Source organism: Microbacterium sp. NPDC089987 (assembly GCF_044748505.1).
Classification (GTDB): domain Bacteria; phylum Actinomycetota; class Actinomycetes; order Actinomycetales; family Microbacteriaceae; genus Microbacterium.
In genome coordinates, this window is sequence record NZ_JBIVGE010000001.1 from 638,016 (window position 1) to 652,193 (window position 14,178).

The 14,178-nt window shown below is 69.6% G+C and carries 15 protein-coding genes and 1 tRNA gene; 10 read left to right on the plus strand and 6 right to left on the minus strand.

Annotation, left to right across the window (positions count from 1 at the left end; all coding sequences use genetic code 11):
* Nucleotides 1-29 precede the first annotated feature (29 nt).
* From ACIPV2_RS02890 to ACIPV2_RS02905, 4 genes are read left to right on the plus strand one after another with little or no spacing between them, the layout of a single operon-like run.
* Complete coding sequence (locus ACIPV2_RS02890) at nt 30-545, plus strand: septum formation initiator family protein (RefSeq protein ID WP_101187297.1); 516 nt, start codon at nt 30-32, stop codon at nt 543-545.
* 41 nt (nt 546-586) lie between these two features.
* Nucleotides 587-1,120 (plus strand): DUF501 domain-containing protein, encoded by a 534-nt coding sequence (locus ACIPV2_RS02895; RefSeq protein WP_400838249.1) that lies wholly within the window; start codon nt 587-589, stop codon nt 1,118-1,120.
* The gene (locus ACIPV2_RS02900) at nt 1,117-2,481 is read left to right on the plus strand and encodes a S8 family peptidase (RefSeq protein WP_400838252.1); all 1,365 of its coding nucleotides are present in this window, start codon (nt 1,117-1,119) and stop codon (nt 2,479-2,481) included. Before ACIPV2_RS02895 ends, ACIPV2_RS02900 begins: the two co-directional genes overlap by 4 nt.
* Nucleotides 2,482-2,501: 20 nt before the next feature.
* Complete coding sequence (locus tag ACIPV2_RS02905; RefSeq protein WP_400838255.1) at nt 2,502-4,106, plus strand: FAD-dependent oxidoreductase; 1,605 nt, start codon at nt 2,502-2,504, stop codon at nt 4,104-4,106.
* A gap of 199 nt (nt 4,107-4,305) precedes the next feature.
* Here ACIPV2_RS02905 and ACIPV2_RS02910 read toward each other — a convergent pair.
* Nucleotides 4,306-4,378 (minus strand) — tRNA-Leu (locus ACIPV2_RS02910).
* A gap of 47 nt (nt 4,379-4,425) precedes the next feature.
* Between ACIPV2_RS02910 and ACIPV2_RS02915 the strand changes: the two genes are divergently transcribed.
* From ACIPV2_RS02915 to ACIPV2_RS02925, 3 genes are all read left to right on the plus strand, one after another.
* A complete protein-coding gene (locus tag ACIPV2_RS02915; protein WP_400838259.1) occupies nt 4,426-5,664 on the plus strand; it encodes an amino acid deaminase/aldolase in 1,239 nt (412 codons plus the stop codon).
* On the plus strand, nt 5,661-6,974 hold the full coding sequence (locus ACIPV2_RS02920) for a D-arabinono-1,4-lactone oxidase (protein WP_400838262.1): 1,314 nt from the start codon (nt 5,661-5,663) through the stop codon (nt 6,972-6,974). Before ACIPV2_RS02915 ends, ACIPV2_RS02920 begins: the two co-directional genes overlap by 4 nt.
* 73 nt (nt 6,975-7,047) lie before the next feature.
* Nucleotides 7,048-7,614 (plus strand): LemA family protein, encoded by a 567-nt coding sequence (locus ACIPV2_RS02925; RefSeq protein WP_101187292.1) that lies wholly within the window; start codon nt 7,048-7,050, stop codon nt 7,612-7,614.
* 40 nt (nt 7,615-7,654) lie between these two features.
* Here the strand turns inward: ACIPV2_RS02925 and ACIPV2_RS02930 are convergent, their stop codons facing one another.
* On the minus strand, nt 7,655-8,917 hold the full coding sequence (locus ACIPV2_RS02930) for a winged helix-turn-helix domain-containing protein (protein ID WP_400838266.1): 1,263 nt from the start codon (nt 8,915-8,917) through the stop codon (nt 7,655-7,657).
* Nucleotides 8,918-8,986: 69 nt separating this feature from the next.
* On the opposite strand from ACIPV2_RS02930, the gene ACIPV2_RS02935 reads away from it, so the two are divergent.
* A complete protein-coding gene (locus tag ACIPV2_RS02935) occupies nt 8,987-10,186 on the plus strand; it encodes an AI-2E family transporter (RefSeq protein ID WP_400838269.1) in 1,200 nt (399 codons plus the stop codon).
* Nucleotides 10,183-11,430 (plus strand): threonine ammonia-lyase, encoded by a 1,248-nt coding sequence (gene ilvA, locus ACIPV2_RS02940; RefSeq protein ID WP_400838272.1) that lies wholly within the window; start codon nt 10,183-10,185, stop codon nt 11,428-11,430. The genes ACIPV2_RS02935 and ilvA overlap by 4 nt, the downstream gene beginning before the upstream one ends.
* A 62-nt stretch (nt 11,431-11,492) precedes the next feature.
* Here ilvA and greA read toward each other — a convergent pair whose 3' ends face one another.
* Nucleotides 11,493-11,981, minus strand: a complete 489-nt coding sequence (greA, locus tag ACIPV2_RS02945) for a transcription elongation factor GreA (protein WP_400838275.1) — start codon at nt 11,979-11,981, stop codon at nt 11,493-11,495.
* A 122-nt stretch (nt 11,982-12,103) separates the two neighbouring features.
* Entirely contained in the window at nt 12,104-12,490 is a 387-nt protein-coding gene (locus ACIPV2_RS02950) for a DUF4307 domain-containing protein (RefSeq protein ID WP_101187288.1), read from the minus strand.
* 71 nt (nt 12,491-12,561) lie between these two features.
* Here ACIPV2_RS02950 and ACIPV2_RS02955 point away from each other — a divergent pair, with 71 nt between their 5' ends.
* A complete protein-coding gene (locus ACIPV2_RS02955; protein WP_101187287.1) occupies nt 12,562-12,807 on the plus strand; it encodes a hypothetical protein in 246 nt (81 codons plus the stop codon).
* A gap of 12 nt (nt 12,808-12,819) precedes the next feature.
* On the opposite strand, the gene ACIPV2_RS02960 is transcribed toward ACIPV2_RS02955, so the two are convergent.
* Both ACIPV2_RS02960 and ACIPV2_RS02965 read right to left on the minus strand, forming a co-directional pair.
* A complete protein-coding gene (locus tag ACIPV2_RS02960) occupies nt 12,820-13,293 on the minus strand; it encodes an S-ribosylhomocysteine lyase (protein ID WP_101187286.1) in 474 nt (157 codons plus the stop codon).
* A gap of 135 nt (nt 13,294-13,428) precedes the next feature.
* Nucleotides 13,429-14,115: a hemolysin III family protein gene (locus ACIPV2_RS02965; RefSeq protein ID WP_400839893.1), complete on the minus strand. Its 687-nt coding sequence runs from the start codon at nt 14,113-14,115 to the stop codon at nt 13,429-13,431.
* Nucleotides 14,116-14,178 lie beyond the last annotated feature (63 nt).

The window sequence follows — 14,178 nt, forward strand, 5'->3', positions numbered from 1 at the left end:
CTGATCTGAACGAACGAAGGAGGAGGAGCATGGCCAGACGACCCGCTCCTCCTCCTTCGGCGTCCGTGCCTGCGGCGCCCGCTCGCACCCGGGCGTCCGGCGCCCGCACGGTCGACGTGCGCGAGTGGGCGAGCGGCATCCGCCTGTCGGGCTTCGCCGTCATCATGCTCTCGCTCGTCGTGCTCGGCACCTGGGTGCTCGTGCCGACCATCGGCACCTACCTGGGCCAGAAGCAGAAGATCGCCGCCCTCGAGCACTCCGTGCAGGTGACCGAGGATCAGATCGCCGATCTCGAGCGTCAGCGCGATCGCTGGGACGACCCTGCCTACATCACCACGCAGGCTCGCGAGCGGCTGTACTACGTGAAGCCGGGGGAAGTGCCGTTCCTCATCGATTTCGATCTCGATCCCGCCGATCTGCCGCCCGAGCAGCAAGAGGTCAGCGATCAGCTGAAGGAGCGCCCGGCCGACTGGATGCCGCAGCTGCTGCGCGGCCTGACCTCCGCGGGGCTCGCGAAGACCGCGGTCGAGGCGCCGAACCAGTAGGCGCGACATCGGTCACAGCGTCCCTCGCGTACCCTGGTGAGGTGACGACACCTCCCTTCCCGACGCCCACGGCTGCAGAGATCGTCGTGGTCTCGAACCAGCTGGGCCGTGCCGCCCGCGGCGTCATCGGCATCGCCGCGCGGTGCGTCTGCGGCAACCCGACCGTGGTGGCGACGGCGCCCCGTCTGGACGACGGGACGCCCTTCCCGACGTTCTACTACCTGACGCACCCGGCCGCGACCGCGGCGATGTCGACCCTCGAGGCGACGCAGGTGATGCCGGAGCTGGCGCGGATGCTCGAGGAGGATGCTGACGTCGCCGCGGCCTACGGACGCGCTCACGAGGCGTACCTCGCCGACCGGGCGCAGTTCGGAGACGTCCCCGAGATCGACGGCATCTCGGCGGGAGGAATGCCGACGCGCGTGAAGTGCCTGCACGCGCTCGCCGGTCATGCCCTCGCGGCTGGCCCCGGCGTGAACCCGATGGGGGATGCCGCGCTGGAGCGCTCCACCTGGTCGCCCGAGCGGTGCGCATGCATCGACCCCGGCGCTGCGCTGGCGGACAGCGCGTCATGACCGCTCCCCGGATGCTGCGTTGCGTCGCCTTGACTGCGGCGATCGTGGCATCCGCGGCGTTCGCGGCCGTGCCTGCATCCGCCTCGGATGCCTCGCCGACCTCTGCGGTGCAGGCGACGACCGAGACCCCGACGCCGGCTGCGCTGCCCATTCCCGACGACCCGAACGACCCGGCACGAGCGTCGGAGTACTGGCTCGACGGAGCCGGGATCCGGCAGGCCTGGAGCGTGACCAGGGGCAAGGGCGTGAAGATCGCGATCATCGACACCGGCATCGGCAAGCCCCCGGTGATCTTCGACGGAGCGGTGGCTGACGGCACCGACGTGTCTGGCGTCGGCAGTGCAGACGGGCGCACCCCCGTCGGCGTGCGCGATCCCAACCACGGCTCCTGGGTCGCCTCACTCGCCGCCGGACGCGGAAACCCCGACGGCACCGGGATGATCGGCGTCGCCCCCGAGGCGCAGCTGCTGTCGGTCTCGCTCGGCTTCCCCGGCTCCGCCTCGACGAAGCCGTTCGTCGACCAGGTGGTCGAGGCCATGAAGTGGGCCGTCGACCACGGCGCGGACGTCATCAACCTCTCCTTCACCACCAACACCCTCGACTGGGACCGCAGCTGGGACCAGGCGTTCCTCTACGCCTTCGAGCACGACGTCGTCGTGATCGTCGCCGCAGGCAACCGGGGCAGCGGAACTTCGATGATCGGCGCGCCCGCCACGATTCCGGGTGTGCTGACCGTCGGCGGCGTGGACCAGACCGGGGTCGCCAGCCAGGGGGCATCCACCCAGGGCATCACGATCGGCATCTCGGCACCGAGCGAGTCGCTGCTCGGGGTGTCGGCGGACGGCACCCTGCGCTCATGGGACGGCACGAGCGGTGCCGCGCCGATCGTCACCGGCGCCGCCGCGCTGGTGCGCGCCGCGCACCCGGATCTGGATGCCGCGAACGTGATCAACCGCCTGATCAGGACGGCGGTGCCGGTGCCCGACATGGCCCGCACGCCGGACCCGCTCTACGGCTTCGGTCTGCTCGACGCCGAGGCTGCGGTCACGGCATCCATTCCCCGCGTCGCGAGCAACCCGATGGGCGATCTGAAGGAGTGGATCCGCGTCTATCGGCGCGCCGACGCTCCCGAGCAGCCGGCGCCGGCGCAGCCCGCGACGCCGGTCGCCGTGCCGCCGCTTCCCCCCGTCGAGCAGTCCCTCGAAGCGGTCTCCCCGCTGCTGCCGACTTCGGAGTCGCTGCGATACGGTACCCTGCCGCTGCTGGCCCTCACGGTGCCTGGTATCCTGGTAGCGCTTGGCGTCACCGCAGCTGCCCGGCGCATCCGATCGGAGCGCGGTAGACGCTCTCCCACACCCTGACGACGAGGAGTTGTCCCCCTGTGCCTCAGAACAGCACTGCACCCCGCATTCTGATTGTCGGTGGAGGCTACGCAGGTTTCTACACCGCCTGGAAGCTCGAGAAGCACCTTCGCAAGGGCGAGGCCGATGTGACGATGGTGGATCCGCTGCCGTACATGACGTACCAGCCCTTCCTGCCGGAGATCGCAGCCGGATCGATCGAGCCGCGCCACGCCGTCGTCACGCACCGCCGTCATCTCAAGACGACTCACGTGATCACCGCTCGGGTGACCGGCATCGATCACGCGAACAAGGTCGCCACGATCACCCCGCCGATCGGCGAGCCGTACGAGTTCGCGTACGACCAGATCGTCGTCACCGGCGGCGCGGTCTCGCGCACCTTCCCGATCCCGGGCATCGCCGACAACGCGATCGGCCTGAAGACGATCGAAGAGGCCGTCGCGGTGCGCGACCGCCTGCTGACGAACTTCGACATGGCTGCGGCGATCCCCGCGGGCCCCGAGCGCGACCGGCTGCTGACCGTCGTCGTCGTCGGCGGCGGCTTCGCAGGCATCGAGGCCTTCGCGGAGCTGCGCTCGTTCGCCTCGTCGCTGATCTCGAAGTACCCGCAGCTGTCGTTCGACGACACGCACTTCCACCTCATCGAGGCCATGGGACGCATCATGCCCGAGGTCTCGCTCGAGACCAGCAAGTGGGTCATGAAGGACCTCGCCAAGCGCGGCGCCTTCATCCACCTCGACACCCAGGTCGCGAGCGCCGTCGACGGCAACGTCGAGCTCTCGACGGGCGAGGTCATCCCCAGCGATCTGATCGTGTGGACCGCCGGAGTCATGGCGAACCCCACTGTCGTGCGCGGCGGCGACTTGCCGACCGAGCAGCGCGGCCGCATCACCGCGCAGGCCGACCTGCGGGTCGTCGACGCCGAGGGCAACCCCGTCGAGGGCGCCTGGGCGGCCGGCGACATCGCGGCGGTCCCCGACAAGACCGGCGGACTCCCTGACGGCACCTGCGTCCCCAACGCCCAGCACGCGGTGCGTCAGGCGAAGCTGCTCGCGAAGAACCTCGTCGCCGTGCTGCGCGGGGAGGGGACCAAGGACTACTTCCACAAGAACCTGGGCGCTGTGGCCGGCCTCGGCCTCTACGACGGCGTCTTCCAGTCCGGCAACATCGCGATCAAGGGCTTCTTCGCCTGGATCGCGCACCGCGGCTACCACGGTCTGGCGATGCCGACCTGGGAGCGCAAGTGGCGTGTGCTCTGGGGCTGGTGGAACAACGTGTGGCTCGGTCGCGACTTCGCGAACCTCGCCGCCGTGCAGCACCCGCGCGCGGCCTTCGAGGAGTACGCCGCCCGTCCGCGCCCGGCGGCGGCACCGGCAGCAGCGCCTGCCGAGCCGGCTGCGCAGAAGGACGCTGCGAAGTCGGATGCCGGGAAGCCGGCTCCGGTGAACACCGACGCTGCAACGCCCGCCAAGGAGCCGGCAGCGAAGAAGACCGCGGCGAAGCGGCGCACTGAGGGAGCGAAGCGAGACGAAGTGAAGCCCGCCGCGAAGCGGCGGGCCGCCAAGAAGCCCGCCGCCGAGAAGACCGAGACCGAGAAGACCGAGAGCGTCGAGACGACGGTCTGACCCGAGGCTGAGAGAAGGGTCCGCCAGAGCGAGAGCTCAGGCGGACCCTTCTTCGTGCCCCCGCTGCGACTCGAACGCGTCCCCACGGCCGCTCCACGGCCCACCGAGAACAGGAGAACACGCGGAGGTAGGCCTGATCGGGCGGATTTCTCCTGCGCTCGCGAGTTCGCCTGTGCTCGTGCGCCAGCCGGTCACTCCGTGCCCCCACTGGGACTCGAACCCAGACTGAAGCGTGTTTAAGACGCCTGCCTCTGCCATTGGGCTATGGGGGCCCGCCTTCAGCCTATCGACGCTCGAGGTGGGTCATTAGGGTGGGGGAGTGCTCGATCTCACTGCAGGCCAGCGCCCGACATCCGATTCCGACGCGCTCTGGTCATCCCCCAAGCGCCACTGGTCATCGCTGACCGAGGCGACCGCGCACCTGCCCGCACCGGTGGCGGTGATCGACCGCGAGGCATTGCGGCACAACGCGATGGATCTTCTCGTGCGCGCCGGAGGCATCCCGATCCGCGTCGCGACGAAGTCCGTACGGGTGCGCGCCGTGCTCGACGCCGTGCTCGAGCTGCCGGGATACCGCGGACTGCTCGCCTTCACCCTGGCCGAGGCACTGTGGCTCGCCGAGCAGCATGACGACATCGTGCTCGGCTACCCGACCGTCGACCGCGCGAGCCTGCGCCGACTGCTCGGGGATGAGCAGGCGGCGTCGCGCATCACGCTGATGATCGACGACACCGCTCACCTCGACCTGATCGACTCCGTCGCGGCTCCCGGCACGCGGCCGGAGGTGCGGGTCGCGATCGACGTCGACGCCTCGCTGCGATCGACGTCTCTCGGTCATATCGGTGTGCGCAGGTCGCCGCTGTACTCGGCATCGGACGTCGCCGCGTTCGGCCGCGAGGTCGTGCGCCGCCCCGGCTTCCGCCTCGTGGGGCTGCAGATGTACGAAGCGCAGATCGCCGGGCAGGGGGATGCCGCAGGGCCCGACGCCCCGGTGATCCGCATGGTCCAGGCGCGCTCCCGCGACGAACTGCGCCGCAGGCGCGCCGAGATCGCCGACGCGATGGCCCAGGTGGCGCCCCTCGAGTTCCTCAACGGCGGAGGGACCGGTTCCCTGGAGTTCACCGGCAGCGACCAGTCGCTCACCGAGGCGACCGCGGGCAGCGGCCTGCTCGCCGGCCACCTCTTCGACGGGTACCGCTCTTTCCGGCCCGCGCCCGCGGCTGCGTTCGCACTCGACGTCGTCCGCAAGCCGACGCACGACATCGCGACGGTGCTGGGCGGCGGCTGGATCGCATCCGGCCCGGCCCTGGCATCCCGTCAGCCCCTGCCCGTGTGGCCGGCAGGGCTGCGCACCCTGGGACGAGAAGCCGCGGCCGAGGTGCAGACGCCGCTGCGGGGTCCGGCCGCACGCGAGCTGCGGGTCGGCGATCGGGTCTGGTTCCGGCATGCGAAGAGCGGCGAGCCGGCGGAGCGCGTCGACCGGTACCATCTCGTCTCGGATGGCACCGTGATCGGCGAGCTGCCCACCTACCGTGGCGAGGGGAAGGCCTTCCTATGACGCGACCCGGCGGAACCTGGCAGAACTGGGGCCGCACGGCGGCCGTGCGTCCGATGCGCGTCGAGCGTCCGCGCTCGCCCGAGGGTGTGCAGCGATCGGTCGTGGCGGCAGCATCTCAGGGGCTCACCGTCAAGGCCGTCGGCGCAGGGCACAGCTTCACCGGGATCGCCGCGGCCCCCGGAGTGCTGCTCGAGTTCGACGACCTGCAGGGGCTGGTCTCCGCCGACCCGCAGACCGGTCGCGTGACGCTGCTCGCAGGCACGTGCCTGCATCGCATCCCCGCACTGCTGAAGCCATACGGGCTGGCGATGCAGAACCTCGGCGACATCGACCGGCAGTCGATCAGCGGCGCGATCTCGACCGGCACCCACGGCACGGGCGCTCGCTTCGGCGGCATCGCCACGCAGGTGCGAGGCCTCACTCTGGTCACCGCGGCAGGCGAGTTCATGCGCATCGATCAGGATCACAACAGCGAGCTGCTCGCCGGAGCGGTCGTGGGCCTGGGGGCTCTGGGCATCGTCGTCGAGGTCACGCTGCAGTGCGTGCCCGCGTTCGTCATGCATGCGCTCGACGCGCCTGTGCCCCTCGACGAGACTCTCGGCTCGCTGCGCGAGCGGGTGGCGGATGCCGATCATTTCGAGTTCTACTGGCATCCGCACACCGACGTCGCACTGACGAAGACACAGACGCGCCTGCCCGAATCGGCGCCTCGCCGCCCCATCCCGGCCCTTCGGCGCTGGCTCGACGAGAGCGTCCTTGAGAACGGCGTGTTCGGCGCGTTCTGCGCGGTGAGCCGGCTCGTGCCGGCCGCGATCCCGCCGTTCAACCGGCTCGCGGTCACGCTGACCGGCGATGTGGAGTGCTCGGATCGATCGCACCGGGTCCTCATCCACCACCGCAACGTGCGCTTCCGTGAGATGGAGTACGCGCTGCCGGCCGAGAACGTCGTCGCGGCGTTCGGCGAGCTGCGTCAGCTCATCGCCGACCGCGGATGGCGTATCGAGTTCCCGGTCGAGGTCCGCTTCGCCGCGGCCGACGATCTGTGGCTGTCGACCGCATCCGGCCGGGACACCGCCTACATCGCCGTGCATCGCTACTGGCGTGTCGATCCGCGCGAGTACTTCGACGCGGTCGAGCAGATCATGCTCGCGCACGGCGGCCGCCCGCACTGGGGCAAGCTGCACAGCCTGAATGCCGAGCAGCTGCGCGAACGCTACCCGCGGTTCGACGACTTCATCGCGCTGCGCGACCGTCTCGATCCCGACCGGCTGTTCGGCAACCGGCACCTCGAGCGCATCCTCGGGGCCTGAGCTCGGCCTGTCGTCCAGCCGACGCGCAGTGATCCGCGCATAGGATGGATGTCGGTTCAAGAGGGGGCTGTGCATGGAATGGCTGTGGCCGGTACTGATCGTCGTCGGAGTGCTGCTGCTCGTCGGCATCTATCTGTGGTCGACGTACAACTCGCTGGTGCAGCTGAAGGTGCGCGTCGACGAGGCCTGGAGTGGGATCTCCGTGCAGCTCAAGCGCCGAGCCGACCTCATCCCCAACCTCATCGAGACGGTGCGCGGCTACGCCGCGCATGAGAAAGAGGTCTTCGAGGGCGTGACCCGAGCGCGTGCCGAGACACTCGCCGCCTCCGGGCCGGCCGAGGCCGGCGTCGCCGAGGGGCACCTGCAGCAGGCGCTGCGCAGCCTGTTCGCGGTCGCCGAGGCATATCCGCAGCTGCAGGCCAGCCAGAACTACCTGCAGCTGCAGCACTCGCTCGTCGACACCGAAGACAAGGTGCAGGCCGCGCGTCGCTTCTACAACGGCGGCGTGCGCGAGCTGAACACCAAGATCAAGGTCTTCCCGAACAACCTCTTCGCTCGCGGCCTCGGCTTCACCGAGCGCGAGTTCTTCGAGGTGAACGACGACGGCGCGATCTCCGAACCGCCGCGCGTGCAGTTCTGACATCTGCGATCGAACGCCCTGTCATCCGACAGGGCGTTCGTCATTCCCGCGGGTGCACGTGACGTTCGACGGAGGTCTCGGGGCCGTGCAGGGCGCGGGCCAGGTCGTCCGCCGCGTCACCCCAGCCGGACACGCTGATCCGCTCGAGACCCTGCCAGGCCGCTGCGCTCACCAGCTCCTCGGCGATGCGCGCTGCGTCCACATCGGGCCGGGCGTGCTGCTCCCACCACGCTGACTGCACGCGCAGTGTCGACGCGGCCCGGTCGGCCTTCAGATCGGCGCGCCCGACGACGCGGTCGCCGACGAGCATCGGCAGGGAGTAGTAGCCGTACCGTCGGCGGTCGGCCGGCACGTAGATCTCGATCCGGTAGTCGAAGTCGAACACCCGAAGAGCGCGATCCCGGAACCACACCACCGGGTCGAACGGGGTCAGCAGCGCTGCTCGATCGATGCGGCGGGGCAGCGTCGCGTCGCGGTGGCGCCAGGCCGCGATCGGCTTTCCCCCGCGCTCCCATCCTCGAACGGAGACCGGCTCCAGCTCGCCCACGTCTTCCAACTCGCCCACCGCCGCACGCACGGCGGACTGATCGCGCAGGCGGTAGTAGTCGTTCAGATCGCCGACGGTCGCGACGCCGTATGATCGCGCCGCGCGCCGCACCAGCTCGCGCACCGCGTCAGCGCGGGGGAGCACGGTGTCATGGATGGCCGACGGGATGATCTGCGCCGCCAGACCGTAGCGCCGTTCGAACCCCATCCGGCCAGCGATCGCCACCTCTCCGCGGCGCCACAGGTGCTCGAGCGCGATCTTCGCGTCGTCCCAGTCCCACCACGAGCCGCGCTCGCGTGGCGCGTCGTCGCGCAGGTCCGCGGGTCGCAGCGGACCCCGGGCGCGCAGCTCGTCGCGCACCCAGTCGAGGGTGCGGCTGTGCACGTGGCCCCATGCGCCCGGTCGCTCCGCCCGCTCACGCCACTCCTGCATGCGGAAGCCCCACAGCGCCCAGTCCGCGACCGGCATGAACGTCGCCTCATGCGCGAGGTACTCCACATAGTGCGTCGTTTGCGACACGAAAGTGCGATCCAGCAGAGCGGGGTCGTACGAACCCAGCCGCGAGAACATCGGCATGTAGTGGGAGCGCGCGAACACGTTGACCGAGTCGATCTGCAGCACGCCCAGCTGCGACATCGTCCGATGCAGGTGGCGGGCGGCCACGGCATCCGGTCGGCGTCGAGAGAACCCCTGCGCCGCCAGCGTCATCCGGCGCGCCTCGGCGGCGCTGAGGGTGTGCGAGGGTCGAGCGGTCACCGCGCCAGAGTAGCCGCACCTGCCGACATCAGGTGCGAGCGCGATTCGGGCCGTACGTAGAATTGCACAATGAGCGACGACCCCAGGCCGAGGTTCCGCAATCCGTTCCGATATGAGCCACCCGTGCTCGACCGCACAGTGACCACCTCGGCCGACGACAAGGTGCCGGCCCCGGTCCGCGTCACAGCTGCATACGCCTGGCGACTGCTGGTGATCGCCGGCCTGATCGCGCTGTTCATCTGGCTGGTGATGCTGCTCAAGCTGCTGGTCATCCCCCTGATGGTCGCCATCCTCATCACCGCGCTGCTGTGGCCCGGTTTCCAGCTCATGCTTCGCGCTCGCTTCCCCCGCTGGCTGGCGATCGCGGTCACGGTCCTCGGAACGATCGCGGTCGTCACGGGACTGCTGTGGCTGGTGGTGTGGCAGGTGCGGGCGCAGCTGCCCGACGTGCAGGCCAAGACCATGGATGCCATCCAGCAGGTGCGCGCCTTCCTGCTCGACGGCCCGCTGCAGCTCACCGAACAGCAGATCGACGCGTACATCCAGCAGGGCATCGGCCTGCTCGACGAGCAGGCCGATCTGCTGCTGAACGGCGCGCTCGCGGTCACCGGCACGGCTGCCCACATCCTCACCGGCACGCTGCTCGCGCTGTTCATCCTCATCTGCCTGCTCGCCGACGGGGCAGGCATCTGGCGCTGGACGCTCAAGCTGTTCCCGCGCGCCGCCCGGCCGGCGGCCGACGCCGGAGCGCGCAACGGCTGGGCCACCGTCGTCAACTACGCGCGCACGCAGATGTTCGTCGCCGGCATCGACGCCGTCGGCATCGGCGTCGGCGCCGCCCTGCTCGGCGTGCCCATGCCCATTCCCGTGGCCGTGCTCGTGTTCCTCGGCTCGTTCGTGCCGATCGTCGGCGCCGTCGTCACAGGAGCCGTGGCGGTGTTCCTCGCGCTGGTCTACAACGGACCGGTGATCGGATTGCTCATGCTCGGCGTGGTTCTGCTGGTGCAGCAGCTCGAGGGGCACATCCTGCAGCCCATCCTGATGGGCTCGGCGGTCAAGGTGCACCCCTTGGCTGTGGTGCTCGTGGTGGCCGGCGGAGCGATGATCGCCGGGATCCCCGGAGCCCTCTTCGCGGTTCCGCTCGCCGCATTCGTCAACGTCGCGGCCGTCACCATCAGCTCGGGCGCGTGGCGCACGGGGCGTGAGCCGGCCCCCGAAGATCTCATCTGGAGCACAGTGCCGCGCGAGCGGCAGAGGAGGAATCGATGACCGCAGTCCCCAGCGTCGCCGCCATCCCGAGCCTTGCCGAGTTCACCGCCGCGGCGGAGAGCCTCGCGGGGGTGATCTCCCGCACGCCGACCGAGCTGTCGCGCGCGCTCGGGGAGGTCCTCGGTTCGCCGGTCATGCTCAAGATGGAGAACCTGCAGCGGACCGGGTCGTTCAAGATCCGCGGGGCCACCTATCGTCTGTCGCGTCTGACGGAGGAGGAGCGCGCCAGGGGAGTGGTCGCGGCCTCCGCCGGAAACCACGCGCAGGGCGTGGCGCTCGCGGCCCAGATGCTCGGGATCCCGGCGACGATCTTCATGCCGCTCGGCGTACCCGTGCCCAAGCTGCTCGCCACGCGAGGCTACGGCGCTGAGGTCGTGCTCGAGGGCGAGACGGTGGCGACGTCGCTGCGACTCGCCGCGGAGTTCGCCGAGCGCACCGGGGCGGTGCTGATCCACCCGTTCGACCACCGCGACATCGTCGTGGGACAGGGCACGCTCGGCCTCGAGGTGATCCAGGACGTCCCCGACGTCGACACGGTGATCATGGGCATCGGCGGAGGCGGACTCATCGCCGGCGTCGCCGCTGCGGTGAAGGCAGCCGCTGCCGCTGCCGGACGCACCGTGCGCGTCATCGGCGTGCAGGCCGAGAACGCAGCCGCGGTGCCGCCGTCCCTGCAGGCCGGCAGCCCCGTGGAGATCCAGACGCACCCGACGATCGCCGACGGCATCCTGGTCGCCAAACCGGGGGACGTGCCGTTCGAGATCATCCGCGAGCTCGTCGACGAAGTCGTGACGGTCACCGAGGACGACATCGCCCGCGCTCTTCTTGCGCTGCTCGAGCACGCCAAGGTCGTCGTCGAGCCGGCCGGCGCCGTGGGAGTCGCCGCGATCCTCGCCGGCAAGGTGCGCGGCACAGGGGTGACCGTGCCGATCCTCTCCGGCGGCAACATCGATCCGATGCTGCTGCAGCGGGTCGTGGCGCATGGGCTCGCGGCATCCGGCCGGTACGCGACGGTGCGCATCCCGCTTCCCGACCGACCGGGTCAGCTCGCGAAGGTGTCCGATCTGCTCGCGCAGGCCGGCGCCAACGTCATGGAGGTGCTGCACACCCGTCACGGGCATGGTCTGCAGATCAGCGACATGATCCTGCAGCTCTCGATCGAGACCCGCGGCCCGGAGCACACCGAACTCGCTCTGGAGACGCTGCGGCAGGCCGGCTTCGCGCCCGTCGTCGTCCCGGATTGATCCCGGAAGACAGAGAACGGCGGGACGCTCTGGAGCATCCCGCCGTTCGTCGTCTGCGCGGATCAGCCGGTGTAGGTCTCGACGCCCGTGACCTCGACGGTGATGGCGCGACCGTTGGGCGCCTCGTAGCTGGACTTGTCGCCGACCTTGAGGCCGAGGATCGCCTGACCGAGCGGGCTGGCCTCGCTGTACACGTCGAGGTCCCCGCCGGCTGCGATCTCGCGGCTGCCGAGCAGGAAGACCTCCTCGTCGCCCGCGACGATCGCGGTGACGACCGTGCCGGGCTCGACGATGCCGCGGCTGGTGGGCGCCTCGCCGACCTTCGCCGTCTTCAGCAGCTGCTGCAGCGTGCGGATGCGCGCCTCCTGCTTACCCTGCTCGTCCTTCGCGGCGTGGTAACCGCCGTTCTCCTTGAGGTCGCCCTCTTCGCGGGCCGCTTCGATGCGGGCGGCGATCTCTTCACGGCCGACCGTCGAGAGGTGCTCGAGCTCTTCGACGAGGCGGTCGTACGCCTCCTGCGTGAGGAAAGGTACCTGAGCGTCTGTGGACACAGCCTGCTCCTTCGGTGTGAGCCCCTGCAGGGGCTTCTCGGATATCGAGTCGTCGAACGACCCGTGGGATATGCGAAGACGCCCCGGTATCGGCCGGGGCGTCGGTCATCTTTCGGATGATTCTAGGCGACCCAGCAGGCCTTCACCAAACCGGTGTTCGCCTCGGCGACGGTCGGGATGCTGACGGCGACGCCCTTCGTGTGATGCTCCCCGCCGGGGATCTCGACGATCTTCCAGCCGACGACGCCGAATTCCACGTCGAGCGCCTCCACCGCGCAGGCGACGTCGGCGCCCTGCGGCGCGGTGAACTGGAAGCGCAGGTCGACGCTGTGCGCGTCGACCACCGTGAAGCCCAGATCGTCGGCATCCACCGCGCTCATCTGCTTCGCCACGATCGTCCAGCCGAGGGCGACGACCGCCGCCAGGGCGGCGGCGCCGAAGATGATCCAGGGGAGGCGTCGCCGGGGGGTGCGACCGTATCGCTCATCGAGCTCGCGTGCGGTGGTCACGTCTCTCCCGGGGGTGGACGGCGGATAGGCTGGACTTCCAGGTTATTCGACCTGCGAGGAGAAGGCGGACCATGATCCTGTTCGGTGAGACCACCCCGATGCCGACGCCGTCGATGACGGTCGACCCGAACTCGGTGACCCCCGGATTCGCGGGCTTCGCGATCATCGTGATCATCGTCGCCGCCGTCGTGCTGCTGATCTGGGACATGAACCGCCGCATCCGCAAGGTGCGCTACCGCGAAGAGGTGCGCGAAGAGCTGGATGCCGAGGAGGCGGCGCTGCGCGATCAGGCCGACGGCGACGAGAACAGGCGCTGAGACCCGTCCGGCTCACACCCCGACGCGCTGGAACGCGTCGAGGCTGATGCCCTGATCGAGGATGGTCTTCGACCACTCCTTCGCACTGTGCAGACTGTGGTCGCGGTAGTTGCCGCATTCCACGGCGGAGACGCCGGGCACGTCGCTCCATGCGGCGGTCTCGGCGATGAACTGCAGGCCGCCGCGCACCGCTGCGACGACGTCCGTGACGTCAGGCTCGCCCCAGAAGATCGCGTGGAAGCCGGTGCGGCATCCGAACGGCGAGATGTCGATGAGTCCGTCGATGCGGTCGCGGACGACGCTCGCCAGCAGGTGCTCGATGGTGTGCAGACCGGCCGTGGGGATCTCGCCCTCGTTCGGCTGCACGAATCGCACGTCGAAGTTCGAGATCGCGTCGCCCTTCGGCCCGTGCTCGACGCTGATGAGACGCACGTACGGTGCGCTGACGGCGGTGTGGTCCAGGGTGAAGCTCTCTACTTCGGCCATTGTCGCTCCTCTGCTGTGACGCGGAATTCGAGCGTATCCCTCGCGCTGAGATGACGACGCGGAGCGTTACGTCCCGCGTCGAGGGCACAGGATCGGGCATCCGGATTCAGTGGATGCGAGACCGCGCCGTCGGCGTCAGGCGCCGAAGCCGAGCGAGGGGGAGAGCGGCTCGAGCGAGATGAGCAGGCACGCCGTCCAGTGGCAGAGGAAGGCGAGCACGGTGCAGACGTGGAAGATCTCGTGGAATCCGAAGTGCCCGGGCCACGGGTTCGGCTTCTTCATGGCGTAGACGATCGCTCCCGCGGTGTACAGCAGACCGCCGACGCAGACGAGCACCATCATCGCCACGTTGGCCTGCAGCAGATCGGCCATGTACATCACCGCGGCCCAGCCGAGTGCGAGGTAGAGGGCGACATACAGCCAGCGCGGGGCGTTGATCCAGAAGACGCGGAACAGGATGCCGAGCACCGTCCCGCTCCACACGACGACGAGCAGCGTGAGCCCCTTCTGCGGCGGCAGCGCGAGCGTCGCGAGAGGCGTGTACGTGCCGGCGATCAGCAGCAGGATGTTGGCGTGGTCGATGCGCTTGAGAACCGCTTTGGTCGTCGGACCCCAGTCGAACCGGTGGTAGAGTGCCGAGTTGCCGAAGAGGAGCATCGACGTCACCATGAACACCGCTGCCGCCCACTTGGCGGGAGCGCCCTGCGCGAGGGTGATCAGCACGACGCCGGCGACGATCGCGACCGGGAAGGTGCCCGCGTGGATCCAGCCTCGCCAGGTCGGTCTGACCTCGACCGCGGCATCGACCGCGGCCGCTTCCATCAGGGGGAGCTCGGGGACATCTGCGTCGTCAGAGGGTCGGGTGCTCACCCGCTCACTCTACGA

Coding starts and splice junctions, on each gene's coding strand:
- ACIPV2_RS02890 (WP_101187297.1), top strand. CDS start 30: ATGGCCAGACGACCCGCTCCTCCTCCTTCGGCGTCCGTGCCTGCGGCG.
- ACIPV2_RS02900 (WP_400838252.1), top strand. CDS start 1,117: ATGACCGCTCCCCGGATGCTGCGTTGCGTCGCCTTGACTGCGGCGATC.
- ACIPV2_RS02920 (WP_400838262.1), top strand. CDS start 5,661: ATGACGCGACCCGGCGGAACCTGGCAGAACTGGGGCCGCACGGCGGCC.
- ACIPV2_RS02925 (WP_101187292.1), top strand. CDS start 7,048: ATGGAATGGCTGTGGCCGGTACTGATCGTCGTCGGAGTGCTGCTGCTC.
- ACIPV2_RS02935 (WP_400838269.1), top strand. CDS start 8,987: ATGAGCGACGACCCCAGGCCGAGGTTCCGCAATCCGTTCCGATATGAG.
- ilvA (WP_400838272.1), top strand. CDS start 10,183: ATGACCGCAGTCCCCAGCGTCGCCGCCATCCCGAGCCTTGCCGAGTTC.
- ACIPV2_RS02955 (WP_101187287.1), top strand. CDS start 12,562: ATGATCCTGTTCGGTGAGACCACCCCGATGCCGACGCCGTCGATGACG.
- ACIPV2_RS02960 (WP_101187286.1), bottom strand. CDS start 13,293: ATGGCCGAAGTAGAGAGCTTCACCCTGGACCACACCGCCGTCAGCGCA.
- ACIPV2_RS02965 (WP_400839893.1), bottom strand. CDS start 14,115: ATGGAAGCGGCCGCGGTCGATGCCGCGGTCGAGGTCAGACCGACCTGG.